Source organism: Lactobacillus sp. IBH004 (assembly GCF_026185255.2).
Classification (GTDB): Bacteria; Bacillota; Bacilli; order Lactobacillales; family Lactobacillaceae; genus Lactobacillus; species Lactobacillus melliventris.
Genome location: NZ_CP110217.2, coordinates 1,168,821 through 1,192,965, shown reverse-complemented (window position 1 = coordinate 1,192,965; position 24,145 = coordinate 1,168,821). Strand labels below are relative to the sequence as shown.

Below are 24,145 nucleotides of genomic sequence, written 5' to 3'. Positions count from 1 at the left end.
GTAAAAATGACATTTAATGAATTCAAAGCAACATGGACTCCAGTAATAGATAACTTTTTAAGAGAACATCTTGAAAGTGAAGTTACAGATAAAAAAATAAGTCAAATCATGTCCTATTCAGTTATGGCTGGTGGCAAGAGGCTGCGGCCCTTACTATTTTTAGCAACTTTAGCTGCACTAAAAGCCAAAATTAGTGACAACGAGATAAGGATTGCGTGTGGAATTGAATTAATTCACACATATTCATTGATTCATGATGACTTACCAGCGATGGATAATGATGATTTCCGCAGAGGAAAATTAACAAGTCATAAAAAATGGGGTGAAGCTGAAGCAATTCTTGCTGGGGATGCACTATTACCAATGGGAATTCAGTGGATCGCTCAAGGAAGCAAGTCTGCCAATTTAGTGAATATTATTACTCAAGCAGTGGGTCCTAATGGTATGGTTGGCGGTCAATATTTAGATATCGACTCTACTAATAATGAAAGTGTTGCCCATAATTCTGAATTTATAAATAAAATGGAATGGTTAAAAACGGGCTGTTTACTCAGAGCATGTGTTGAAATGGGAGCATACTATGGTCATGCAAATATGGCCCAAAGAAAGCAACTTCTCCAATTTGCTCATGCTTTTGGTCGTTCATATCAAATTTATGATGATTTAGTTGATGTGGTCGAAACTAGTGAGCAAGCAGGTAAGAAAACGCATAAAGATTCCGAAAATGGTAAGAATAATACACTAACTTTACTTGGAATTGCTCAAAGCCGTGAAGAGTTATCTGCTCTAATTAATGAAGCTCAGCAATCTTTAAAAAATATTGACTCACATGTTTTAGTGGGATTTCTTGATTTATATAAAAAGGTATTGTAATGGTAAAAAAGAGAGCGGATATTTTATTAGTTCAGCAAGGATTATTTCATTCGCGGACTCAGGCTCAACGGGCTATTATGGCCGGATTAGTTTCTGATCATAATCACCAGAGAATAGATAAGAGCGGTACCAGTTTTCCCGTTGATGAAATATTTTATATCAAAAAAAATGATAAGAAGTATGTCTCTCGTGGAGGTTTTAAGCTTGCCAAAGCCTTAAAATCTTTTCAGATTGATTTATCAGATAAAATCTGCCTTGATATCGGTGCTTCTACTGGCGGTTTTACAGATGTGGCTTTACAGAATAAGGCTAAACTCGTTTACGCACTGGATGTTGGCTATAATCAACTTGCATGGCAGCTGCGAGATGATCCTCGTGTAATTGTGATGGAAAAACAAAATTTTCGTTATAGTCAGCTAAGTGATTTCACTCACGGACAGCCCGAATTTGCGATGACAGATGTTTCTTTTATTTCGCTTGATTTAATTATGCCGCCGATGTTTCAGATCTTAAAAGATGGCTGTGATGCAGTTTGTTTAATAAAACCGCAGTTTGAAGCAGGTCCACAGCATGTCGGCAAACATGGAGTAGTCCACGACCATGCTGTTCATTGCGCTGTCATTAAGCATACAATTGAAAAAGCCAGAGCAATTGGATTTAATGTTCTTAATATTGACTATTCACCGATAAAAGGTGGCAAAGGTAATATTGAATTTTTAATACATTTACAAAAAGAAGAAAAAGATGGCGGAAAATTGTTATGGTCTGGGACCCCGGAAGAAGTGGTTGCTCGGGCTGTTGCCGATCTTTAGGAGAAAGAAATGTTAGTTGAACTGGATATTAAAAATTTTGCCATTATAAAAGCATTGAAGGTTCGCTTTCAAGAAAATATGACTGTCTTAATTGGTGAAACTGGTGCTGGGAAATCTATTATTATCGATGCAGTTTCTTTATTAATGGGCAGCCGTGGTCAAAAAGAAATGATTCGCAGTGGTGAGAAAAAGGCTGTTGTTACAGGCTTGTTTGAAGTTGACCATGTGACTAAAAAAATTGCCGAAATTTGTGAAAAATATGGTGTTCCCGATTCAGACAACCAATTGATTATCAGCAGGGAATTAGCTGTTAAAGGACGCAATATTGTTCGAATAAACGGTCAATTAACCACAATTAATGTTTTACGAGAGCTGGGTAATTATCTGGTTGATATTCATGGCCAAAATGACCAGCAGATTTTAATGGATCAGGATAGACAAATCGATTTAGTGGATAATTACGCGTCAAATGATTTTAAACAAGAACTCTCACTTTACCAATCAAATTTTAAAAAGTGGCAAAAATTAACAGCGCAAATTAGTCATTTGCATAAAAATGCACAGGAAATGGCACAAAAACAAGATATTTTGTCCTTTCAAAATGACGAACTGTCTAAGGCTGACTTGAAAGATCCTCATGAAGATGATCAACTTGAAGAAGAATATAATGAATTAAATAATTATCAAAAAATCGTTGATACAGCTAATTATTTAATGCAATTATATGATGACGAGGATCACGGTATTGAAACTTTAATAGGTAACGCTCAAAGTGCCGCAAATGAACTCACAGAGTATGGTGCAAAATTTAAAGATATTGCCAAGACAATTGATGATGGGGTTTTTGCTTTAAGTGATGCGCGCAGTGAATTATCAAATGTTCTTGACGAAATGGACTTTGATGAGGAAAGATTTCAATATGTTTCCAGCAGGTTAGATTTGCTTAATTCACTCAAGAAAAAATATGGTCCTACATTAGAAGATGTTTTTGCTTTTTATGACAAAATCCAGACTGAATTGGGTCAATATGAAGCTGGCGGACTTGATGAGGAAAAACTGCAAAAGCAGCTCAAAACTCTGGAACAAGAGCTTCAGGCTGAAGCAAAAAGTCTGCATGAAATGAGAAAAAAAGTGGCTGCAAGTTTGGAAAGCAAAATCAAGCAGGAATTAGCAGATTTATACATGGCTAAGGCCCGCTTTAGTATAGATTTTGCAACGACCAAAACTTTTACTGAGAATGGTACAGATAATATTGTCTTCTTAATAGCACCAAACCCGGGTGAAGAATTAATGCCTTTGGTCAAGATTGTATCAGGAGGAGAACAATCCCGTTTGATTTTGGCTTTGAAGGCAATTTTCAGTAAAGTTGAACCAGTAGGAACAATGATTTTTGATGAAATTGATACTGGCGTCTCCGGTCGCGTTTCCGCGGCAATTGGTCAAAAATTGCATTCAATTGGTGAAAATAAACAAGTTATTGCGATTACACATTCACCGCAAGTAGCAGCTGCGGGAGATCAGAAATATTTGGTAGCCAAGAAAGTCAAAGATGGTGCTACTTATACTCAAATTGGGCCTTTAACTCAGGAAGAAACAATAACTGCAATTGCAGAAATGATGGCTGGTAGTGACGTGACGCAAGCAGCTAAACAAAATGCCAAGGATTTGATGAGGAGCTTTAAAAGAAAAAAGAAATAATAATATTGAAAGGTAAAAGAATGAAAGTTATTGAAAGAATTACTTTAAATAACGAGGAGACTAAACAGGCTGCTGGCTTAAATAAAAGAATAAATAAAGCTGATAACACCTATTCAAATATTTATTTAAGCAACAAGTACAACTATTTCAGTGATATGCCAACATTTGTCTTGGCTTATGAAAGGCAAAAGTTAATCGGTTTAACAATGCTTTATGCTGATGACGGTCCTGCTGAAGAAGTCGAAGTCAACTTAGTAGTTGATCCTGAATTTCGCAGACACCACATTGCTAGCAAAATGTGGAAACGTTCCAAACATATTTTGTTGCAATATGATTATCATAAATGGGAATTTGTGTCAGAAAAAGTTTTTTTAGCAAAAAATCCAGACTTTTTAGCGAATTGCAACTTAACTGTGGTCAAAGAAGATTCTGATTATTATATGCGGACTGAACAACCTTTGTCACTTGATAAAGCAGATAGATTAAACCAAATTTTAGCAGTTAAGCCGTTAACAAAGAACTATATTGCTCAAGTTGCTAAGGCTCACAGTCATGCTTTTGGAGTTGAGATTGCGACATCTACAAAATATGTTAAAAATGCATTGGCAGATAAAGATACTACAAGCTTTTTGTTGTTAAGAGGTAATGAAGTTGCTGGCTATTGTGCTGTTGATCATGGCGATAACGAAGATTACTTTTTTGGCTTGTTTATTGATAAGCCATTTCGGGGACAAGGCTTTGGGACATTTTTTATCAAAAAGATGATTGCAATTTTGCAAAAGGAAGGCAGCAGAGTTTTTGCTTTAAATGCTGACATCACCAATAAAACGGCAATTCACATTTATGAAAAAGCTGGTTTTAAAATACTAAGTGAAACACTGTATTTAAAAAGCCAAGAATCACATTGATTCCTGGCAATAAATTATTTTAGTAAAATTGACTATTCAAGATCAATTCTGAAAATATTATCAATATCAATAATCTTTATAATCTTTTTATTTACTGAACGCAAAATAAAGCGCCCTGCAGAAATACGGTTGATAATTTGGCCGATTTCACTTGTTCCGTCCTGATAACTGATTAGCACATATGAGCGGCCAAGTAGAGCTCTATTGAGTTCAGCTAAAATTTCATAATTATATTGGCTGTAAATACTTAATTTTTCATCATCATAATCGAAAAAATAGTGACAAAGTTTTTTTAGTGAGTTTTTCATCAAACCATCCCTTGTATTTAACCGAACATTTGTTTGACAACTTATATTATAAGAACATCTGTTCTAAAAAACAAGTATTAAATTTAAATTTTTTTGTTGGTTAAAAATACCATGACTTGAAAATATTATCATTTTAGTGCAAACTAGATACAATAGCTTTTCATAAGGGAGTTTGGCATGACAGAAAAAGGTTTGTTACTTGTCCTTTCGGGTCCCTCGGGAGTAGGTAAGGGTACCGTTAAAAGTGCAATTGTGAAGAATAAAGTTTTTCCATTTGAATATTCCGTGTCCATGACCACCAGACAGCCACGGCCTGGAGAGATCAATGGTAAAGATTATTTTTTTGTTACTGAAGAACGATTTAAGCAGGCAATCAGTCAAAATGAACTTTTGGAGTATAATCAATATGTGAACCATTATTATGGCACTCCTAAGGCACCAGTTGAAAAAATGCTTGATGAAGGTAAAGATGTTCTGCTGGAAATTGACGTTAATGGTGCCCAAAAAGTTAGACAAGAAATGCCTGATGGAGTGTTTATTTTTCTCACGCCACCTGATTTGCATACATTACATACCAGGTTGGAAAATCGTGGTACTGAATCAGAAGATGTGATTATGGGCCGGATAAAGCAGGCTCGTCAAGAAATTCTGGTGATGCAGGATTATGATTATGCTGTTGTTAATGATACAGTTGCCAATGCAGTTGATCATATCAAGGCGATTGTCGAAGCAGAACATGTTAGTGTAAAACGTGTCATTGATACTTATCGCAAAATGGTTAAGGAGGACTAAAATGAGAGTTACATATCCATCTATTGATAAATTGTTGGCACAGGTTGATTCAAGATATTCTTTATCAGTTCTTGCGGCCAAAAGAGCACATGAATTGGAAGACGGTGATCCTGAAGCTTTAAAAAGCTACAAATCACAAAAACCAGTTGGTAAGGCTTTAGAAGAAATAGAAGCTGGTAAAGTTACCGTTGATCCCAATCATCGCGAGGTTAATCAGTAATTAATAAAATTTATGACCTCCATCCTAAAAGAGATGGAGGTCATTTTTTGAAGGTGATTAAATGATTGCACAAGTAATCGTTGATGTTGCGGCTAAGCAAACGGATCGAGTCTTTGAATATCATGTGCCAAAGGAACTTGGTAAAGTTGAAATAGGCTCAAGGGTCTTTGTCCCATTCGGTCCACGCAAATTACAAGGCTTCGTGGTAGGACTAAATACGACAAGTCAATATCAAGGTAAATTAAAAGATTTACTTTTAGTGGTTGATGAAATGCCGCCGCTAACTTCGGAATTAGTAAAGCTGTCAAAGGATTTAGCTGATAATATTTATTCTTATCGCATATCAATTTTAAAAACGATGCTTCCAAGAATTATGCGGGCCAACTATTGTAAAATTTTGGTTCCTAATTCTGCAAAGGCGCAAAAAATGGGTCTTTTCCAGGGAGACCCATTGGATTTAACTAAAATAACCGACAATAAGCAAATTGCCGCCATACGTCAATTATTGCATTCAAATGATGCCAAAGTTGAATACCTTGTTGAAAATAAAGCCCGGGTTAAAACTGAAAACGAATATTCTTTATGCAAAACTAAGAAAGAATATGTCAGTATCTACGAGTCATTAAGGAAAAATGCTGTCAAACAAAAGCAGCTCATTATGTATTTAATCGAAAATTTTAATAATTTTCCTTTAATGCAAAGTCAAATTGAAAATAATACACACCTCAATACAGTTTCATTAACCAATGCTGTCAAAAAGGGCTGGCTTAATAAAAAGCAGATTGAAAAATATCGTGATCCATTGACAGACTATAATCGCTCCAAAGATGAGTCTAAAAAAATTAAGCTAAACAAGGATCAAAAAGAGGCACTTAACCATATAGTACCAGCAATTAAAGTAAAAAGGTCACGTATCTTCTTGTTGGAAGGTGTGACTGGCAGCGGTAAAACTGAAGTCTATTTAAATGCTATCAGCGCTACGCTAAAAGAGGGCAGAAATGCTTTAATGATGGTTCCGGAAATATCTTTAACTCCACAAATGGTTGAGCAAGTTAAGAGCCGATTTGGTCAACAAGTTGCTGTTTTGCATAGCGGCTTGTCTGAAGGCGAAATGTATGATGAGTGGCGCCGCATACGACGTAATGAGGTCCGTGTTGTGGTGGGAGCCAGAAGTGCAGTTTTTGCGCCCTTAGAAAATATTGGCTTGATCGTGATTGACGAAGAGCATGAATCATCGTACAAGCAGGAGGACAATCCGCGCTATCATGCTCGGGAGGTTGCAATTTGGCGCAGTAAGTATCATTCTTGTCCCCTGATATTAGGCAGTGCAACTCCGTCTCTTGGAAGCAGAGCACGCGCGCAAAAGGGCGTTTATCAATTGTTGAGGTTACCACATCGTGCTAATAAACAAAGTTTACCCCAAGTTAACATTGTGGATTTAAAAAAGGCAAATTATACTGGTGGACAGTTCGACCTTTCTACTGAGATGGTTAACGCAATAAAACAAAGAATTGCCAAAAATGAGCAGGTAATTTTAATGTTAAATCGACGGGGCTTTGCTAACTTCATGCTTTGTCGTGAATGTGGCTATGTCATGAAGTGTCCTAATTGCGATCTTTCATTGACTATGCATAAAGATACAAATAAAATGCAGTGCCATTATTGTGGTTATGCGACGGCAATTCCTGAAAAATGCCCAAATTGTCAAAGTAAAAAAATACGTTTTTTGGGAACTGGTACCCAAAAAGTAATGACAGAACTAAATCAATTATTACCAGGTACTCGCGTCTTACGGATGGATGTAGATACTACAAGAAGAAAGGGTGCATTTAAAAAAATTCTGGATGCATTTGGCAACCATGAAGCTGATATATTACTGGGCACGCAAATGATTGCTAAGGGACTTGATTTTCCTAATGTGACATTGGTAGGAGTTGTTAATGCTGACACAGGTCTTTGGCTGCCAGATTATAATGCTTCTGAACGTACTTTTGAATTACTCACTCAAGTGGCAGGCCGAGCCGGTCGAGCTCAAAAAAAGGGAGAGGTAATCATCCAAACATTTAATCCAGGTCATTATGCGGTTAAACTAGCTAAGACACAGAATTATGAACGTTTTTATCAATACGAAATGCGTGTTAGACATGCTGGTAATTATCCGCCATATTTTTATACTGTTTTGGTTTCAGTAGCTGCGAAAAAAGAACAAAATGCTGCTAGAGAGGCTTTTAAGATAAAAAAATGGTTACAGCCAAAATTACACCAAGCAACAATAGTTTTAGGTCCAACACCTAGTGCAATTTCTCGTCTAAAAAACAAATATTATTATCAAATACTGGTAAAATATAAAAAAGAAGATAATCTTAACCAGTTATTACATCAAATCCAAGATTCGGCACAAAAAATGAAAAAGTATGGCTTATCTGTCTATATTGATAATGAGCCTGAACGCATAATGTAAAGGGGAATGTTTAATGACATCAATAATTTTTTTAGGAACACCTAAATTTGCCGTGCCTATTTTAAAGGCGCTTGCAGATGAAAAATATGAAATCAAGGCAGTGGTTACTCAACCTGACAAAAAAGTTGGTCGCAAGCAGGAAGTTACTGAGTCTCCAGTTAAGGTTTTAGCTCAAAAATTAAATTTACCAGTTTTTCAACCTGCTCATTTGGCAAAATCAGAAGAAGTAGCTGCACTAACAGCGATGCAGGCAGACTTGATTATCACTGCTGCTTATGGTCAATTTTTACCTAGTAAATTTTTGCAATCAGCTAAAATAGCTGCAGTTAATGTTCATGGTTCATTATTGCCGAAGTATCGTGGTGGGGCGCCCATCCAATACGCTCTGATCAACGGAGATAAGCAAACTGGGGTAACAATTATGGAAATGGTTAAGCAAATGGATGCTGGTGCCATATATGCTCAAAAAGCAATTACCATTCAAAAAGATGATACAGCAGGAACCGTGTTTGAAAAATTGTCTTTTTTGGGACGTGACTTATTGCTTCAAACTTTGCCTCAAATTATTGCAGATCCTCAGAAAAAAACGGCTCAAGATGAAACTAAAGTAATATTTTCTCCAAATATTAGCAAAGAGCAGGAACAAATAAAAATAAGTATGACTGCAACGAAAGCCAACAACTTGATTCGCGGTCTTAATCCCGCTCCCGGAGCTTATTTGCTGGTTGATAATAAAAGGTTTAAAGTATGGCGGGCCGAAGTGGCTCCAGAAACTACCACTCTACCAGCTGGAACAGTAGTTGCTAATAAAAAACGTTTTGCTATCAGTTTTGCCAATCATACGGTTTTAAATTTACTTGAGGTTCAACCAGCAGGAAAGAAAAAAATGACTGTAAAAAGCTTTTTAAACGGACAAGGAAAAAGCTTTGCTATAGGTGATAAAATTGTCGGCTCCTAAAAGTGCCCGGTCAGTGGCCCTGTCTACTTTAATTCGTGTATTGTGTTCAGGTTCCTATTCAAATATTAGTTTTAATAATAGTCTGCGTGAAGCTAAGCTTAGTCAAGCTGATCAGAATTTAGCAACTAGAATTGTTTACGGCACTATACAAGAAAAAATTTATTTGGAGTATCAACTCCATGATTTATTGAAGACAGAACTCAAGGAAGATTACCTCTGGCCATTATTATTGCTGTCTGCTTACCAAATCTTGTTTATGGACAGCATTCCCGCTAGAGCGGTCCTAAATGAGGCTAATAAATTGGCAAAAGAATACGGTAAGAGGCATTCTGCTGGATTTAAAATTGTCAACGGTATCTTACGTGCTTTGTTAAGAAGAGGCTCAATTTTGCCAGATAAAAAAGACAAGACGCTTTATCTTAGTGTCAAAGAAAGCACGCCTAAGTGGTTAGTTCAGTACTTGATTAGTCATTGGGGTGAAGATAGAACCGCTGCCATATTAGCTAGTATTAATAAGCCGTCTAAAAATACAGTGAGAGTTTCAAAATTGGCTGATTATATTTCGGTCAAAAAAGAGTTATCAAATTTAGGATTTCTTCCTGCTGATTCTCAAATTGCTTCAGATGAACTGATTTTAGCACATGGGGGAATCTTTAAAACTGACTTATTTAAGCAAGGAAAATTGACAATTCAAGATGAAGCTGCTAGTTTGGCGGTAAGTGCTTTTGTTTTTAAGGGTAATGAAGAAGTTCTTGATGCCTGTAGTGCACCAGGAGGTAAAACTGTTCAGATCGCTGAAAAGTTGAAGCAGGGTCATGTTACCGCCCTTGATATACATGAAAATAAGCTGCGTTTAGTTAAAGAGAATGCCAGCAGGATGCATGTGGCATCAAAAGTAATTGTCAAGCCACTTGATGCTAGAAAAGCAGATCAAGAATTTAAAAAAGAGCAATTTAATAAAATTTTAGTGGACGCTCCTTGTTCTGGATTAGGTCTTATTAGGCGGAAACCGGAAATCCGTTATACTAAAACATTAAATGACTTAACTAAATTGCAACAAATTCAATTAAATATTTTAGATCATATAAGTTCCTTATTAAGTCAAGATGGAGAATTAGTGTATGCGACATGCACTATTTCCCAAGAAGAGGACGAAGACGTAGTTAAAGCTTTTTTAAAAAGGCATGATGAGTATGAATTACAGCCTTTTACAGCGGGTAAGCTAAAAGCCCCAAAGGGGATGCTTAAAATCTTACCGGATAGTTATGGTAGCGATGGCTTCTTTATTGCTAAGTTTAAATTGCGAGGTTAGGATTTTGATAAAAACAGCATTTGCTTCTAGTATTGGACGAATACGCAAGAGCAACCAGGATTCTGTACAGGTTTTTAAAAATAAAAGAAATGCTTTATTGGCTATTGTTTGTGACGGCATGGGCGGACATCAAGGTGGAGATGTGGCTTCGACTATGGCTGTAAGTCATTTGGGTCACAATTTCGGTGTCACCGACTTTTACGATTCAAACAGTGCACGTAAATGGCTGAATGTTCAACTAAGTAATGAGAATGAAACAATTTTGAGAACGGCTGACCGTTTTCCAGATTTAAATGGCATGGGGACAACAATAGTATTGGCTGTGGTTTTCAACAATGAAGCTTTAATCGCTCATTTAGGAGATTCAAGGGCCTATGGCTATTCAGATGGCCAATTCGTCCAACTTGTAGAAGATCATTCTCTAGTCAATGAATTGGTTAAACTAGGTCAAATTACTAAGCAGCAAGCTAGAAATCATCCTCAAAAAAATATCATTACTCAGTCACTTGGAGTTTCCAGCACAATTGATCCGGAATATAAGCAGATTGCTTTAAATGATAATGATATTATTTTGCTTTGCACTGATGGCTTAACTAATTCATTAAGTGATCCCCAGATTCAACAGATACTTGCGACAAAAGATTTGTCTTTAAAAAGTCGTTGCCAAAAGCTGATTGACGAAGCTAATCGTTTGGGTGGTGAGGACAATATCACTGCTTGTTTAATTCTAAATGAGGGTGGTGACAAGCAATGATCAATAAGGGCTATTTGTTAGGCGACCGCTATCGTATAATTGATACTTTAGGTGAAGGCGGCATGGCAAATGTTTATCTAGCTGAAGATATTATTCTGCAGCGAAAAGTCGCCGTTAAAATTTTGCGGCTCGATTTACAAAAAGAACCTCAGACCTTGGCCCGTTTTCAAAGAGAAGCACTTGCTACCAGTGAATTAAGTCATCCAAACATAGTGATGGTCCTGGATGTTGGCACTGACCATGGTCTGCCGTACATGGTTATGGAATATGTAGATGGTCCTGATTTAAAAGAATATATTAGAGCAAATTCACCCTTGAATTTAGGTAATATCATTAAAATCATGGACCAAATACTGAGTGCAATGTCATTGGCTCATAAGCATAATGTTATTCACCGGGATCTAAAACCGCAAAATATTTTAATGGACAAGCATGGCAATATCAAAATTGCCGATTTTGGTATTGCTGTAGCCTTAAATCAAAATTCTGTCACCCAAACCAATTCCGCAATCGGATCTGTCCATTATATGTCTCCCGAGCAAACTAGAGGTGGACTGGTAACCAAACAATCTGATATTTATTCTTTGGGGATTATTTTATATGAATTGATTACAGGAAATGTGCCTTTTAATGGCGATTCCGCCGTTTCAATTGCTTTAAAACATGCTCAAGAGCCAATTCCTTCAATCAGAAAACAAGATCCTAATATTCCGCAACCATTAGAGAATGTAGTTTTAAAAGCAACAGCTAAAGATCCGCGCGACCGGTATAATTCTGCTAAGGAAATGAAAGATGACCTTGATACCAGTTTGGAACCGGGCCGGGCTAATGAGCCAGTTTTTAAACCCACTCATGGCAATAATGATGATGAAACCATTATTTTGCCGAATTTCAAACCCAATCGAGTAGTCGAAAAGACTGATGCGGAAAACAGAACTCAAGACAAGACTGCTGACTATCACAAGAATCGTTCCAGCTTTACGCAAGCTTTGCGTAAATATAAATGGTGGTGGCTTTTTGTAGGCTTTGCAGCAATCTTAATAATTGGCTTGATGTTTTTTGTGCTCAATAATAACAAAAATAGTGATATCCGCATTCCCGATGTGACAAATCTGAGTGAGAAGAAAGCTAGAAATAAACTTGAAAGTGTTGGCTTAAAGGTTGGCAAAATAAAGCATAGAAATTCTGATAGTATTGATCGTGGCAAAGTAATTGAAACTGCACCTGTTGCTGGCTCGGAAATAAAACGAGGTCGCTATATAGACCTGTATATTTCTGATGGAGCAGGTATGGTTCAAGTACCTGATGTCACTGGTGATGAATATGGTATTGCTGTCCAAAAACTTGAAAAATTAGGTTTTGAAGTGATTCGTGAGAATCAATTTTCATCAAGTGTTCCACCTGATCACGTCATTTCTCAGAGTGTTGCTGCCGACGTTGAAGTGAAGCCGGAACAAACAACAATTACGTTAGTAATATCTAAAGGAAAAAATCCGCGTTCGAAGCATCATATGATTAAATTACCTGATTTAAAAGATTATTCTTTAAAGCAGGCACAAGAATTTGCACATAAACACGGCTTAACACTGCAAGTTAGCTCTGCATATTCCAGCAAAGTAAAGAAGGGAATGATTATTTCCATGAGTCCGGCTGCAGGTACACAAGTTCCTCGTGGAAGTACAATTTCTGTTAATGTTTCAGAAGGAGCAAAAAAGGAACGCGATTTAACGGCAATTAAAAACTTTACGGTTAGCTACGAAGATAATGATGAAGATGATTCTGATAATAAGCGCGGTAATCATGTTCAAATATATATTGCGGATGATAATCACTCAATTGATAATATTTACCGGGATTTATATATCAAAAAAGATATGAATTTCTCAATCCCATTTGAACTTAGGGACGGCCCTGGTCAACTGAAAGTAGTACGCGATGGCCAGGTAATTTTAAATGAGAAGGTCAAAAATGATTAGAAAGGATCAGGGAATTGTTATTGGTCTGATTGCAGGCTTTTATGACGTTCAAACTGCTAATGATATTGTAAGAACTCGTGCCAGGGGAGTTTTTCGCAAGAATAAATTAAAACCAACTGTTGGTGATCACGTTAAAATCCAAATTGATGACCAAGGCACAAATTACCTGGTGGAAGTTTTACCTCGCAAAAACCTGATTGGTCGACCTGCTTTAGCAAACGTGAATCATGTTTTACTAGTAATGTCAGCAGTTCAACCCGATTTTTCTTTGCAGTTATTGGATCGCTTTTTAACTTTCTTTTCATGGCAAGGCGTTGCTGTAAGTATTTACCTGTCAAAGAGCGATTTACTAAGTAGTTCAAAGCTAAACAAGATTCACGAAGACTTGCTTTACTATAACGCTATAGGATATCGAATTTATTATAGCCAAGAAGAGGTCGCCAATAACCTGATTCATGAGATTGCTGCTGAAAACATCTGGACTCTTGCAGGACAATCAGGAGCAGGTAAATCCACTCTAATTAATTCACTTCAAAGTGACTTCAAGCAGGAAACAGGCGCCATTTCTAATTCCTTGAATCGGGGTAAGCATACCACCAGAACAGTTAACCTTTTTCCTTTAGGAAAAGGCTTTCTTGCAGATACTCCAGGCTTTTCAGCAATTGACCTTACGCCAATTAAAGTAAAAGAGTTATGTGATTATTTTATTGAATTTAGAAAAGCCAGTAGCAATTGTAAGTTTCGTGGTTGTCAGCATTTAAACGAACCCAGTTGTGAAGTAAAAAGATTAGTTGAAGCGGGAAAAATTAAAAAAAGCCGCTATGATGATTATTTGTTAATACGCAAAGAAATAGAAAACGGCAGGCTGCCCGAGTATTTAAAGTGAGGAGAAAAATAGTGATTGCACCGTCAATTTTAAATATCAATAATCTAAATTTGGAAAAAGATATTCAAATGGCGATTGATTGCGGCATCAGCCGCTTTCATATCGATATTATGGATGGACATTTTGTGCCAAATTTATCATTTGGTCCGCAGCTCGTATCTGATTTTAAAAAGACTTTTCCGACAACTGAAGTTGAAGTTCACCTAATGAGTAATAACCCTGATGTATTGGTACCTGCTTTTGTCAAAGCCGGTGCACAGATAGTGTTACTTCACTATGAGGCAATGAATGAGAATAAACTCAATTACTGGCTGGATTATTTAAAAGAAAACAATGTTAAAGCGGGTCTAGTTCTTAATCCAGATACTGCAATTTCTGTTTTACAGAAATTTCTTGGTAAAGTTGATCAAATTTTACTAATGACTGTCTATCCCGGTTTTGGCGGCCAAAAATTCATTCCGGAATCTTCTTCAAGGATTAAGCAGGCCGTAAGTTTAAGCGCTGGAAAAGTACCAATTGAAGTTGATGGGGGAATTAACAAACAAACTGCTAAAATTGCTAAGGATGCAGGAGCAAAAATCTTCGTTGCTGGCTCTTATTTATTTTGTCAGAATAGTATTAAGAAGCAAATTACAGAGTTAGAAGGCATACTGCAATGAAATCCTTTGCACTGTTAGGAGCGCCTAAACAGTTATGGCCTGACGATCTCAAAGAGCAATTTCTAAAAGCTAATAGAACCGGTGATTTAGTAATAGGTGTCGATCGCGGGTCGCTTCTTTTACAAAAAATGGGCATTAAGGTAGATGTGGCCGAGGGAGATTTTGATTCACTAAAAAGAAATGAATTAGCAGAAATCGAAAAAAATGTTGCTGATATTAGATATTCGAATCCAGAAAAAGATTGGACTGATGCAGAGCTGGCTATTCGCTGCGCCTTTTTAGATTACCGTGTTTCTCATTTGACTATTTTTGGTGCCACGGGTGGACGCTTGGATCACTTTTTGTCTAATTTATTTATGGTTCTTAAGCCCGAATTTAACCAGTTTGCAGAAAAAATAACACTTATTGACCAGCAAAATTCAATTAAATTTTATAATGCTGGAAAACATTTAGTTAAAAGGCAGCTAGGTTATCAATATTTTGGAGTAGCAACCTTAAATAAGGTACTGAATTTAAATATAAATGGAGCTAAATATAATTTGGCCAATTTTAGGAGTGCAAATCCCGTCTCGTTTAGCTCGAATGAATTTTTACCAGAAAAAGATACATTTGAACTTTCATTTTCAAGAGGAGTAGTAGCGGTCATCCAGTCTAAAGATATTAATCGTTTTCAAAATATTTAAGCAATAAAAAAAGCAGAAGATTTCTTCTGCTTTTTTTTAAACTTTTTATTTAGGCACGGGTAACTTTACCAGATTTTAAAGTCTTAGTTGAAACCCATACACGCTTTGGTTTGCCATCAACAAGAATACGAACTTTTTGAAGGTTTGGCTTCCACGCACGACGGTTTGAATTCAACGCGTGTGAACGTGTGTTACCAAAAGTGGTCTTTTTGCCAGTGATATAGTCTTTTGCCATTTGCTAAACCCCCTTTATTGTGTTTTCATACTAAGTTAAGATAGCATAAGTTTAAGATCATTGCAACTCCAAAAGTATTTTTTATGAAGGGAATTTTGTATTTAAACTTGATTACTATGATAAAATAGATTCATAATATTGAGAACTATGATACGGAGGTAAACATGGCTGTAAAAATCAAAACAAAGAACGGTTTGATTGATATATCAAACGGAGTGATTGCAACTGTTGTCGGAAGTGCGGCTACATCCAATTACGGCGTTGTTGGCATGGCTTCAAAAAATGCTATCCGTGACGGTTTCGACGGAATTTTAAATCGAGCAAATTATAAACGTGGTGTCGTTGTCAGATCTGAAGATAATCGGATTACAGTTGATGTCTATATAATTGTCGGCTATGGTCTAAAAATATCTGAAGTAAGCCGCAATGTCCAGGATAGTGTTAAATTCAATTTGAAAAATCAACTTGGAATTGAAACTAAAGCTGTCAATGTCATCGTTCAAAGTGTTAAAGTGCTTGACGAATAACTCAAGCGGAGGTTAAAAATATTGGTTTTAAAGGAAATAGACAGTAAAAAATTTAGAGATATGGTTCGCGTTGCCACACACAGACTTGGACGCAATGCAGAGTTTATCAACTCTTTGAACGTTTTCCCGGTTCCTGATGGAGACACTGGAACAAATATGAATTTAACTATTGAAAGTGGTGCAAAGGCTGTTGCTCAAAATAATAGTGACAGCGTGGGAGACTTGACAGAAAGCCTCGCAAAAGGAATGCTAATGGGAGCTCGAGGTAATAGTGGAGTTATTTCTTCTCAGCTATTTAGAGGGGTCTATAAAGCCACTCAGGGCATGAAAACACTTAATGCACAAGAATTAGCCAACGCTTTTTCAAATGGAGTTGCCACTGCATACAAAGGCGTCATGAAACCCGTTGAAGGAACAATTTTGACTGTTGCCCGAATTGGTGCTCAGGAAGGTGCTAATAAAGCCAATGAAACCGATGATGTTGCAGAAGTCATGAAAGCGATTGTTGAAGGCGCCAAAAGAGCGTTAAAATCAACTCCTGACTTACTACCGGTTTTGAAGCAAGTTGGAGTAGTTGACTCTGGAGGACAAGGACTTTTATTTATTTATGAAGGATTTCTTGAAGGACTTCTAGGCGAAGAATTTGCTGATCGTTACCAGCCAGACGAAGGTGAAATGGATGAAATGATTAATGCAATGCATCATCAATCTGTCCAATCTCAGCTTTCCACTAAAGATATTGCTAATGGTTACTGTACTGAAATTATGGTTGATTTAACTGCTGACGTTCCGGCAAAGAAAACCTTTAATTTAGATGAATTTAGAGAGCATTTGTCTAAACTTGGTGATTCTCTTTTAGCTGTTTCAGATGAAGAAGTAGCAAAGGTTCATATTCATACAGAGCAACCTGGAGCTGTTTTTGCATATGGCAGTCAGTTTGGTCAGTTAGGAAAAATAAAGATTGATAATATGCGAATTCAACATGAAACTATTGTCAATAACAATGAAGAGAATCAAGAAAGCGTTGATTTTGCTGTTATTGCCGTGGCTTCAGGTAATGGTATTCGTAAGCTGTTTGAAAGTGAAGGAGTTAACCGGATAATTTCTGGTGGACAAACTATGAACCCTTCAACTCAAGATATTATCGATTCAATCAAAAAATCGGGTGCCAAAAAAGCAATTGTAATGCCAAATAACGGTAATATTATTATGGCGGCTAAACAAGCTGCAGAAGTTAGTGATATTCCTGTTGGTATAGTTCCTACTAAAACTATTTCACAGGGTTTGACGGCGATGCTTTCGTTTGATCCGGATGATTCTCTTGATGACAATGTTGCTAACATGACTGATGCACTTGATACAGTTGTTTCGGGAGAAGTTACTAAAGCTAACCGTGATACAACGATTAATGATATAGCAATTCATCAAGGTGACTTTTTAGGAATAGTTGATGGAGATATTAAAGTAGCGGCTTCTGATCTAATTGTTGCTGCCTCCTCTATGATAGAAAAAATGCTGGATGAAGATTCAGAAATTATCACAGTAATGTATGGGCGTGATTCTAATAAAAACGAAGCACAAAGGCTCGTTGATGAATTAAAGAAAAAGCATGATGACCTTGAATTTGAGCTTCATGATGGTGGCCAACCAGTATATAATTTCCTGATTTCTGTTGAGTAATTATGATAGCAAAAGAACTTTTTGCTCCAGTAACCGATTTGAAAGGTGTGGGAACAAAGACTGCTGCTGCTCTTGGAAGTTTGGGAATTTATAGCGTTTATGATTTGTTGTATTATTTTCCATTTCGTTATGATGAGCTTCAAACGATTCCTCTTGATCAGATCATGGATGGTCAAAAGGTAATGCTTAAGGGAATTGTTGCAACAGATGCTTTTGTAACCAGGTTTGGTTATAAAAAAAGCCGCCTTAGTTTTAAGTTAAGAATTGACCATGATGTCATCATGGTCAATTTTTTTAATCAACCATGGTTAAAAGAAAAAATTGCAGTTGGCAAAGAAGTAGCAATTTATGGTAAGTATAATGCTGCTAGACAAAGCCTGGCTGCCTTTAAGTTCGTTGCAGCAAAAGAAAATGACAGTGGTATGGCACCCATTTATTCAGTAAACCGGCAGATTAAGCAAAAAAAACTAATAGATTTAATCAATCTTGCCTTAGATGATTATTTAGCTGAAGTTGATAATGTAGTCCCTACTAAGATAAGGCAAAAATACCGCTTGCTACCTGAAAGTAGTATTGTACAAGAAATGCATCATCCACAAAATGCTACAGAATCTCAGGTTGCTAAAAGAAGTGCCATTTTTAGAGAGTTTTTTATATTTCAAACTGAACTAGCCCAGTTGACTGAATACAATCCGCGTAATAAGGGGATTGCTAAAAAGTATAACTTAGATGAAATTGCCAAGCTTACTAAGTCACTACCATTTGAACTATCTGCAGATCAAAAACATGTAATTAACGAAATTTTTAAGGATTTGCTTTCTTCAGTTCAAATGCAGCGACTGTTGCAAGGGGATGTGGGTTCTGGAAAGACAATAGTCGCTGTTTATGCACTTTTTGCGGCAGTGACAGCCGGCTTTCAAGCTGCACTGATGGTTCCAACAGAAATATTAGCAACCCAACATTTTAAAAAGATTGATGAGTTGCTGAAACCTATGGGAGTTCGCTGTGCTCTTTTGACGGGTTCTACTAAAACATTGGAGCGTAGAGAAATTTATAATGAACTAACTGATGGTACTATTAATGTTGTGATAGGTACTCACGCTTTAATTCAATCTAGTGTGATTTTTAAAAAATTGGGATTAGTTATTATTGATGAGCAGCATCGTTTTGGTGTTAATCAAAGACAAGCCTTAGTCAATAAGGGAAATTTGCCTGACGTTTTAGCAATGACAGCCACACCAATTCCGCGAACTTTAGCTTTAACAGTGTATGGCAACATGACTATTTCCGAAATACACCACCTGCCGGCGGGACGAAAAAAGATAGTTTCCTGGTGGAAAACGAGCACGCAAATGGATCAAGTATATCAACTAATGCATGAGCAATTAGAGCAGGGATTCCAAATATATGCTGTCACACCTTTAATTTCAGAATCGGAAGCCTTAGATTTAAAAAATGCTGAACAGCTTTACTACAAGCTAAGTCGTGACTTTCCTAATGAAAAGGTTGCTTTACTTCATGGGCAAATGCCAGGAAATAAAAAAGACGACATTATGGCTGCTTTTGCCGCAGGTGATATTAATATCTTGGTTACTACTAGCGTAATTGAAGTAGGAGTAGACGTTGCTAATGCTAATATGATGGTCATTTATAATGCTGATCGCTTTGGTATTAGTCAACTGCACCAGTTGCGTGGACGAATTGGTCGGGGAAAAACTCAGAGTTACTGTATTTTTTTAGCTGATCCCAACACCCAGGCCGGTAAATCCCGCATGAAAATAGTGGCATCAACAACAGACGGATTTAAGTTAGCAGAAGAAGATTTAAAGATGCGCGGTGAAGGTGATCTGTTTGGTAAGGCACAATCTGGTTTACCTGAATTTCAGGTAGGAGACGTTGTTAACAATTACAATACCATGGTAGTGGCACAAAAAGAGGCCAAAAAATTGATTAAAAATGATCCTCTCTTGCAAAAATCTGAAAATAAAACTTTAAAACAAGTGTTAGAATATAAGCAATTACAACAAAAAAGAACTTAGTAAAGGTTGAGGATAAGATGAGAACTATTGCCATTGATGCAATGGGCGGAGAAAATGCTCCTGAAGCAATTATTCAAGCAGTATTGCAGGCAAAAAAAGAACTGCCGCAAACGAAATTTATACTTTTTGGCGATCAAGCGAAAATAACGCAACTATTAGGCGAGGATAAAAGTCAGACAGAGGTTATTAATACCACTCAGATAATTAATGATGAAGATGAACCAGTTAAGGCAATTAGGTCTAAAAAGGATTCATCACTTGTCGTGGCGGCGCAATTTGTGAAGCAGGGCAAGGCAGATGCACTTTTTTCACTAGGAAATACGGGTGCCATTTTAGCTTGTGGTATATTTATAATAGGACGAATTAAAGGAGTAACTCGTCCGGGTTTTATGCCGACCCTGCCAGTAAAGAATTCTGATGATGGTTTCAATATGATCGATGTTGGTGCAAATGCCAAAAGCAGACCGGAATATTTGCTGGCCTGGGCTAAAATGGCCTCATATTATGCTGAAAAAGTCAGAGGAATAAAAAACCCCCGGGTTGGTCTGCTTAATAACGGGGCTGAAAATGATAAAGGTGATGATGTTCATCAGCAAGCCTTTCAATTATTGCTGAATAGCAAGCTTAATTTTATAGGTAACATTGAGGGCAACGAATTATTGGACGGTAAAGCTGATGTAATTGCGACAGACGGTTTTACAGGCAATGCAGTTTTAAAAAATATTGAAGGCACTTCTGGTGTTTTAATCCATCTGTTAAAAGATAGTTTGCTCAATAATGGACCTTTTGTTAAATTAGGTGCATTGATGATTAAAAAGGCACTAAAAAGTTTAATTTCAAAATTTGATGTAGCTAAATATGGTGGTGCTGTTTTACTCGGAGTTAATGCTCCTGTAGTTAAAACACACGGTCGTTCAGATCAGCGTGCTGTATATTTTACAATTAAGCAAATTGATAAAATTTTACAGGAAAAAATAATTGATAATTTTAAAGCAGAATTTGCTAACGAAAGCAAGTAACAACAAGGAGTAGCAACATGAGTAAAGAAGAAATTTTTAATAAAATCAGGGATATTTTAGCAGATAATTTTGAAGTTGATAAAGACAAAATAACTGATGAAACTAATTTCACTAGTGATTTGGACGCTGATTCCATTGACTTAGTGGAATTCATTTTACAATTAGAAGATGAATTCGGCGCCGAGATTTCTGATGAAGATGCAGAAAAAATTAAAACTGTTGGTGATGCTGTTAATTACGTTGCAAATCATCAAAACTAATTAAAAAAATTAATTATTAGTTTGCATACAATTTGTTTCACGGTTATAATTAGAAATTAAATAAATTTATTAAATATCTTTAATAAATTCATTGAAGATTTGAGAGGGGAAATGACCTTTGGAAAAACAAAGTGATCTCTTGCTAGATATCCAGCATTTACATACAGCATATCGTTTAAATGGGAAATTTTATGATGCTGCAGATGATATTAATTTAACTTTGAAAAGGAATGAAATTTTATCAATTGTAGGTGAATCTGGGTGTGGTAAGAGTACAATCGCATCTAGTATTATCGGTTTGTACGACCATAAAAATACAAAAGTAACAGGTGATATTCTTTATAATGAATTGAACTTGGTAGGCCTGAATGAATCACTGTTCGATAAAATTCGTGGGAATAAAATCGGAATGATTTTTCAGGATCCTTTAGCCAGTTTAAATCCACTAATGAGAGTTGGTGATCAAGTAGCAGAAACTTTGTATTACCATACAGATATGGATGAGAAACAACGTCATGCACGTGTAATTGAGCTTTTTAATCAGGTGGGTATGCCGAAACCTGAAGAAACATACGCCATGTATCCATTTGAATTATCTGGTGGATTAAGGCAACGTGTGGTTATTGCCATGGCTGTTGCATGTAAACCTGAAATTATCATTGCTGATGAGCCGACAACTGCCCTTGATGTAACTATTCAAGCACAAATTTTGGACTTGCTTGAAGATATCCAAAAGCAGTCTCAATCTGGTATTATTTTAATAACTCATGACTTGGGAGTAGTTGCTGAAACAGCTGATGAGGTTGCTGTTATGTATGGTGGTCAAATAGTAGAAAAAGCTGATGTCAAAACAATTTTTGAACATCCACTTCACCCTTATACCCGATCTTTGTTAAATTCAATGCCTCAATCTGAAGATGAAGAAGAAGATTTACATGTTATTCAAGGAACAGTTCCATCATTGCAAAATATGCCTAGAAAAGGTGACAGGTTTGCTGCTAGAATACCGTGGATACCTGCAAGTGCCCATGAGGAAAATCCAGTAATGCATGAAGTTGAATCAGGGCATTGGGTTAGATGTACTTGCTGGAAGACGTTCCACTTTCAAGATGAAGTGAGTGGGGAGTAGTTTATGGCTAAAGAAATTATTGAAGTAAAAAACTTAAAAGTTCATTATCCTATCAGATCTGGTTTTTGGAATCGTATTACCGATTATGTTCGTGCCGTTGATGATATTAGTATTACTATCAATGAAGGAGAAACATACGGACTTATAGGTGAATCAGGTTCAGGCAAGTCGACTACAGGCAAGGCTATTGTTGGGGTTGAACCTGTTACCAGCGGCAGTATTATGTATAAGGGTGTCGATATTACCAAATCCAAAAATCGCCGCAGACTCAATTACAATAAAGATGTCCAAATGATTTTTCAGGACTCTCTGTCAAGTTTAAATCCGAGAAAACGAATTGAGGATATTATTGCAGAGCCAATACGCAATTTTGAAAATTTAACAACTGATCAAGAGCGTGATCGTGTGCAAGAATTACTTGATATCGTTGGAATGCCTAGTGACTCAATATATAAATATCCGCACGAATTTTCAGGCGGTCAAAGACAAAGAATTGGCGTAGCCAGAGCGGTTGCTACTAATCCACGTCTGGTTGTCGCTGATGAGCCAACCAGTGCCTTAGATTTATCAGTTCAAGCACAGGTGCTGAACTTTATGAAGCATATTCAGCAGCAGTACAATATTGCTTACCTCTTTATTTCTCATGACTTAGGTGTCGTTAAGCATATGTCTGAGAATTTGGCTATTATGCATCGTGGTCGTTTGGTTGAAATTGGTTCAAGAGAAGATATTTATCAGCATCCAATGCACATCTATACGAAAAGGCTGCTTTCCGCTATTCCGCAAGTAGATGTTGAACATCGAGATGAACATAAGAAACACCGTCAAGAAGTTGAACAAGAATTTCAGAATGATCAAAGTAAGTGGTACGACAAAGATGGACGAGTTTTTCCACTTAAACACGTATCAGATAAACATTTAGTCGCTTTACCTGAAAAAGAAATAGTCGAAGAAGAAACAAATGATAAGGAGGGAGCATAATCATGTGGAAAACTGTTTTAAGACGTGTTTTAATTATGATCCCACAATTGATCATTTTAAGCATTTTAGTCTTTTTCTTGGCAAAAATGATGCCGGGAGACCCATTTACGGGACAAATTAATCCTAATACTGACCCTAAGCAACTAGAGGCTCTTAAAAGAGCTGCGGGACTATATGATCCAGTCCCAGTACAATATGCTCGTTGGGTAGGTAATATTTTTAAAGGTGATTTAGGTACCAGTTACATTCAGCACGTTCCGGTGACATCTTTAATTGCTGATAGAGCTGTAAACACTTTTTGGCTTTCGCTGTTAACAACAATAATCAGTTATAGTATTTCAATTCCTTTAGGTGTGATTGCTGGTAAACATCAAGATGAATGGCAAGATCAAGCTGTACAAATTTTTAATTATGTTACTTTTGCTATTCCTCCTTTTGTATTTTACATTTTAGGTATCTGGCTGTTTGGCTTTCTCTTAGGCTGGTTCCCTATTTCAGGTTCGGTTTCTCCTAATGCTTCTGGTTTCTGGGGTACATTAGGCAGTCAGCTTTACCATATCATTTTCCCAGCTATCCTGAGTGCGTTGATAACGACTACTGGAATCGTGCAATATTTAAGAACAGGAATTGTCGATAATAAAGTTGAAGATTATGTTAGAACAGCCCACAGTAAAGGAGTTCCTGAAAAAGTTGTGTTTAATAAACATATTTTACGTAATTCCTTGTTACCTATAGCTTCTTCATTTGGTACAGTTATAACTGGTCTGTTAAGTGGTTCAATGATTATTGAAACTGTTTTTAGCTATCCTGGTATGGGAAAATTGTTCTTAGACTCAATACAACAGCGTGACTATACTACGCTAACTGCATTAATTTTAATCTTTGGTTTTCTTACTCTACTCGGTAATTTATTATCAGATATTATAATGAGCATTGTAGATCCAAGAATTAGGATAAAGTAAAGAAGGGGAGACA

24 protein-coding genes are annotated in these 24,145 nt (G+C 36.7%); 22 read left to right on the top strand and 2 right to left on the bottom strand.

From position 1 onward, the window contains the following. The first annotated feature begins 6 nt into the window (after positions 1–6). The 4 genes from LDX54_RS05955 to LDX54_RS05940 are packed head-to-tail and all read left to right on the top strand — an operon-like array spanning position 7 to position 4,291. The gene (locus LDX54_RS05955) at positions 7–873 is read left to right on the top strand and encodes a polyprenyl synthetase family protein (protein ID WP_265666605.1); all 867 of its coding nucleotides are present in this window, start codon (positions 7–9) and stop codon (positions 871–873) included. Next, the gene (locus LDX54_RS05950; protein WP_265666606.1) at positions 873–1,685 is read left to right on the top strand and encodes a TlyA family RNA methyltransferase; all 813 of its coding nucleotides are present in this window, start codon (positions 873–875) and stop codon (positions 1,683–1,685) included. Before LDX54_RS05955 ends, LDX54_RS05950 begins: the two co-directional genes overlap by 1 nt. A gap of 9 nt (positions 1,686–1,694) precedes the next feature. Beyond that, positions 1,695–3,383, top strand: a complete 1,689-nt coding sequence (gene recN / locus LDX54_RS05945; RefSeq protein ID WP_265666607.1) for a DNA repair protein RecN — start codon at positions 1,695–1,697, stop codon at positions 3,381–3,383. 20 nt (positions 3,384–3,403) lie between these two features. Next, positions 3,404–4,291 (top strand): GNAT family N-acetyltransferase, encoded by an 888-nt coding sequence (locus LDX54_RS05940; protein ID WP_265666608.1) that lies wholly within the window; start codon positions 3,404–3,406, stop codon positions 4,289–4,291. A gap of 32 nt (positions 4,292–4,323) precedes the next feature. Here the strand turns inward: LDX54_RS05940 and LDX54_RS05935 are convergent, their stop codons facing one another. Beyond that, positions 4,324–4,599 (bottom strand): hypothetical protein, encoded by a 276-nt coding sequence (locus LDX54_RS05935; RefSeq protein ID WP_046325063.1) that lies wholly within the window; start codon positions 4,597–4,599, stop codon positions 4,324–4,326. Positions 4,600–4,776: 177 nt separating this feature from the next. On the opposite strand from LDX54_RS05935, the gene gmk reads away from it, so the two are divergent. The 10 genes from gmk to LDX54_RS05885 all read left to right on the top strand — a co-directional run bounded on the left by gmk (position 4,777) and on the right by LDX54_RS05885 (position 15,300). Then, on the top strand, positions 4,777–5,391 hold the full coding sequence (gene gmk / locus LDX54_RS05930; protein WP_046325062.1) for a guanylate kinase: 615 nt from the start codon (positions 4,777–4,779) through the stop codon (positions 5,389–5,391). Between the two features lies 1 nt (position 5,392). After that, on the top strand, positions 5,393–5,611 hold the full coding sequence (gene rpoZ, locus LDX54_RS05925; protein ID WP_046325061.1) for a DNA-directed RNA polymerase subunit omega: 219 nt from the start codon (positions 5,393–5,395) through the stop codon (positions 5,609–5,611). A 61-nt stretch (positions 5,612–5,672) separates the two neighbouring features. Further along, positions 5,673–8,072: a primosomal protein N' gene (priA, locus tag LDX54_RS05920; RefSeq protein ID WP_265666609.1), complete on the top strand. Its 2,400-nt coding sequence runs from the start codon at positions 5,673–5,675 to the stop codon at positions 8,070–8,072. 13 nt (positions 8,073–8,085) lie between these two features. Further along, entirely contained in the window at positions 8,086–9,030 is a 945-nt protein-coding gene (fmt, locus tag LDX54_RS05915) for a methionyl-tRNA formyltransferase (protein WP_265666610.1), read from the top strand. Further along, positions 9,017–10,342 (top strand): 16S rRNA (cytosine(967)-C(5))-methyltransferase RsmB, encoded by a 1,326-nt coding sequence (gene rsmB, locus LDX54_RS05910; RefSeq protein ID WP_265666611.1) that lies wholly within the window; start codon positions 9,017–9,019, stop codon positions 10,340–10,342. Before fmt ends, rsmB begins: the two co-directional genes overlap by 14 nt. A 4-nt stretch (positions 10,343–10,346) precedes the next feature. Further along, entirely contained in the window at positions 10,347–11,096 is a 750-nt protein-coding gene (locus tag LDX54_RS05905; RefSeq protein WP_265666612.1) for a Stp1/IreP family PP2C-type Ser/Thr phosphatase, read from the top strand. Further along, positions 11,093–13,072, top strand: a complete 1,980-nt coding sequence (gene pknB / locus LDX54_RS05900; protein WP_265666613.1) for a Stk1 family PASTA domain-containing Ser/Thr kinase — start codon at positions 11,093–11,095, stop codon at positions 13,070–13,072. The genes LDX54_RS05905 and pknB overlap by 4 nt, the downstream gene beginning before the upstream one ends. Continuing rightward, on the top strand, positions 13,065–13,958 hold the full coding sequence (gene rsgA / locus LDX54_RS05895; protein WP_265666614.1) for a ribosome small subunit-dependent GTPase A: 894 nt from the start codon (positions 13,065–13,067) through the stop codon (positions 13,956–13,958). Before pknB ends, rsgA begins: the two co-directional genes overlap by 8 nt. Positions 13,959–13,966: 8 nt before the next feature. Then, complete coding sequence (rpe, locus tag LDX54_RS05890) at positions 13,967–14,617, top strand: ribulose-phosphate 3-epimerase (protein ID WP_265667651.1); 651 nt, start codon at positions 13,967–13,969, stop codon at positions 14,615–14,617. After that, complete coding sequence (locus LDX54_RS05885; RefSeq protein WP_265666615.1) at positions 14,614–15,300, top strand: thiamine diphosphokinase; 687 nt, start codon at positions 14,614–14,616, stop codon at positions 15,298–15,300. The genes rpe and LDX54_RS05885 overlap by 4 nt, the downstream gene beginning before the upstream one ends. Positions 15,301–15,349: 49 nt before the next feature. On the opposite strand, the gene rpmB is transcribed toward LDX54_RS05885, so the two are convergent. Beyond that, complete coding sequence (gene rpmB, locus LDX54_RS05880; RefSeq protein WP_046325054.1) at positions 15,350–15,535, bottom strand: 50S ribosomal protein L28; 186 nt, start codon at positions 15,533–15,535, stop codon at positions 15,350–15,352. Positions 15,536–15,699: 164 nt separating this feature from the next. Between rpmB and LDX54_RS05875 the strand changes: the two genes are divergently transcribed. The 8 genes from LDX54_RS05875 to opp4B all read left to right on the top strand — a co-directional run bounded on the left by LDX54_RS05875 (position 15,700) and on the right by opp4B (position 24,132). Then, a complete protein-coding gene (locus LDX54_RS05875; RefSeq protein WP_046325053.1) occupies positions 15,700–16,062 on the top strand; it encodes an Asp23/Gls24 family envelope stress response protein in 363 nt (120 codons plus the stop codon). Positions 16,063–16,083: 21 nt separating this feature from the next. Then, complete coding sequence (locus tag LDX54_RS05870) at positions 16,084–17,742, top strand: DAK2 domain-containing protein (RefSeq protein ID WP_046325052.1); 1,659 nt, start codon at positions 16,084–16,086, stop codon at positions 17,740–17,742. 2 nt (positions 17,743–17,744) lie between these two features. Next, a complete protein-coding gene (recG, locus tag LDX54_RS05865) occupies positions 17,745–19,781 on the top strand; it encodes an ATP-dependent DNA helicase RecG (RefSeq protein WP_265666616.1) in 2,037 nt (678 codons plus the stop codon). Between the two features lie 17 nt (positions 19,782–19,798). Then, positions 19,799–20,800: a phosphate acyltransferase PlsX gene (gene plsX, locus LDX54_RS05860; RefSeq protein ID WP_265666617.1), complete on the top strand. Its 1,002-nt coding sequence runs from the start codon at positions 19,799–19,801 to the stop codon at positions 20,798–20,800. Between the two features lie 17 nt (positions 20,801–20,817). Then, positions 20,818–21,060, top strand: coding sequence for an acyl carrier protein (gene acpP, locus LDX54_RS05855; protein ID WP_046325049.1), 243 nt, complete (start codon positions 20,818–20,820; stop codon positions 21,058–21,060). A 118-nt stretch (positions 21,061–21,178) separates the two neighbouring features. Continuing rightward, positions 21,179–22,189, top strand: coding sequence for an ABC transporter ATP-binding protein (locus LDX54_RS05850; protein ID WP_265666618.1), 1,011 nt, complete (start codon positions 21,179–21,181; stop codon positions 22,187–22,189). Positions 22,190–22,192: 3 nt separating this feature from the next. Continuing rightward, complete coding sequence (locus LDX54_RS05845; protein WP_187157488.1) at positions 22,193–23,170, top strand: ATP-binding cassette domain-containing protein; 978 nt, start codon at positions 22,193–22,195, stop codon at positions 23,168–23,170. Positions 23,171–23,172: 2 nt separating this feature from the next. Then, positions 23,173–24,132, top strand: a complete 960-nt coding sequence (gene opp4B / locus LDX54_RS05840) for an oligopeptide ABC transporter permease (RefSeq protein ID WP_046325046.1) — start codon at positions 23,173–23,175, stop codon at positions 24,130–24,132. Positions 24,133–24,145: the final 13 nt, after the last annotated feature.

Coding starts and splice junctions, on each gene's coding strand:
- rpmB (WP_046325054.1), bottom strand. CDS start 15,535: ATGGCAAAAGACTATATCACTGGCAAAAAGACCACTTTTGGTAACACA.
- LDX54_RS05955 (WP_265666605.1), top strand. CDS start 7: ATGACATTTAATGAATTCAAAGCAACATGGACTCCAGTAATAGATAAC.
- plsX (WP_265666617.1), top strand. CDS start 19,799: ATGAGAACTATTGCCATTGATGCAATGGGCGGAGAAAATGCTCCTGAA.
- fmt (WP_265666610.1), top strand. CDS start 8,086: ATGACATCAATAATTTTTTTAGGAACACCTAAATTTGCCGTGCCTATT.
- LDX54_RS05845 (WP_187157488.1), top strand. CDS start 22,193: ATGGCTAAAGAAATTATTGAAGTAAAAAACTTAAAAGTTCATTATCCT.
- priA (WP_265666609.1), top strand. CDS start 5,673: ATGATTGCACAAGTAATCGTTGATGTTGCGGCTAAGCAAACGGATCGA.
- LDX54_RS05885 (WP_265666615.1), top strand. CDS start 14,614: ATGAAATCCTTTGCACTGTTAGGAGCGCCTAAACAGTTATGGCCTGAC.
- acpP (WP_046325049.1), top strand. CDS start 20,818: ATGAGTAAAGAAGAAATTTTTAATAAAATCAGGGATATTTTAGCAGAT.
- gmk (WP_046325062.1), top strand. CDS start 4,777: ATGACAGAAAAAGGTTTGTTACTTGTCCTTTCGGGTCCCTCGGGAGTA.
- pknB (WP_265666613.1), top strand. CDS start 11,093: ATGATCAATAAGGGCTATTTGTTAGGCGACCGCTATCGTATAATTGAT.
- recG (WP_265666616.1), top strand. CDS start 17,745: ATGATAGCAAAAGAACTTTTTGCTCCAGTAACCGATTTGAAAGGTGTG.
- LDX54_RS05935 (WP_046325063.1), bottom strand. CDS start 4,599: ATGAAAAACTCACTAAAAAAACTTTGTCACTATTTTTTCGATTATGAT.
- LDX54_RS05940 (WP_265666608.1), top strand. CDS start 3,404: ATGAAAGTTATTGAAAGAATTACTTTAAATAACGAGGAGACTAAACAG.
- LDX54_RS05875 (WP_046325053.1), top strand. CDS start 15,700: ATGGCTGTAAAAATCAAAACAAAGAACGGTTTGATTGATATATCAAAC.
- LDX54_RS05950 (WP_265666606.1), top strand. CDS start 873: ATGGTAAAAAAGAGAGCGGATATTTTATTAGTTCAGCAAGGATTATTT.
- opp4B (WP_046325046.1), top strand. CDS start 23,173: ATGTGGAAAACTGTTTTAAGACGTGTTTTAATTATGATCCCACAATTG.
- rpoZ (WP_046325061.1), top strand. CDS start 5,393: ATGAGAGTTACATATCCATCTATTGATAAATTGTTGGCACAGGTTGAT.
- recN (WP_265666607.1), top strand. CDS start 1,695: ATGTTAGTTGAACTGGATATTAAAAATTTTGCCATTATAAAAGCATTG.
- rsgA (WP_265666614.1), top strand. CDS start 13,065: ATGATTAGAAAGGATCAGGGAATTGTTATTGGTCTGATTGCAGGCTTT.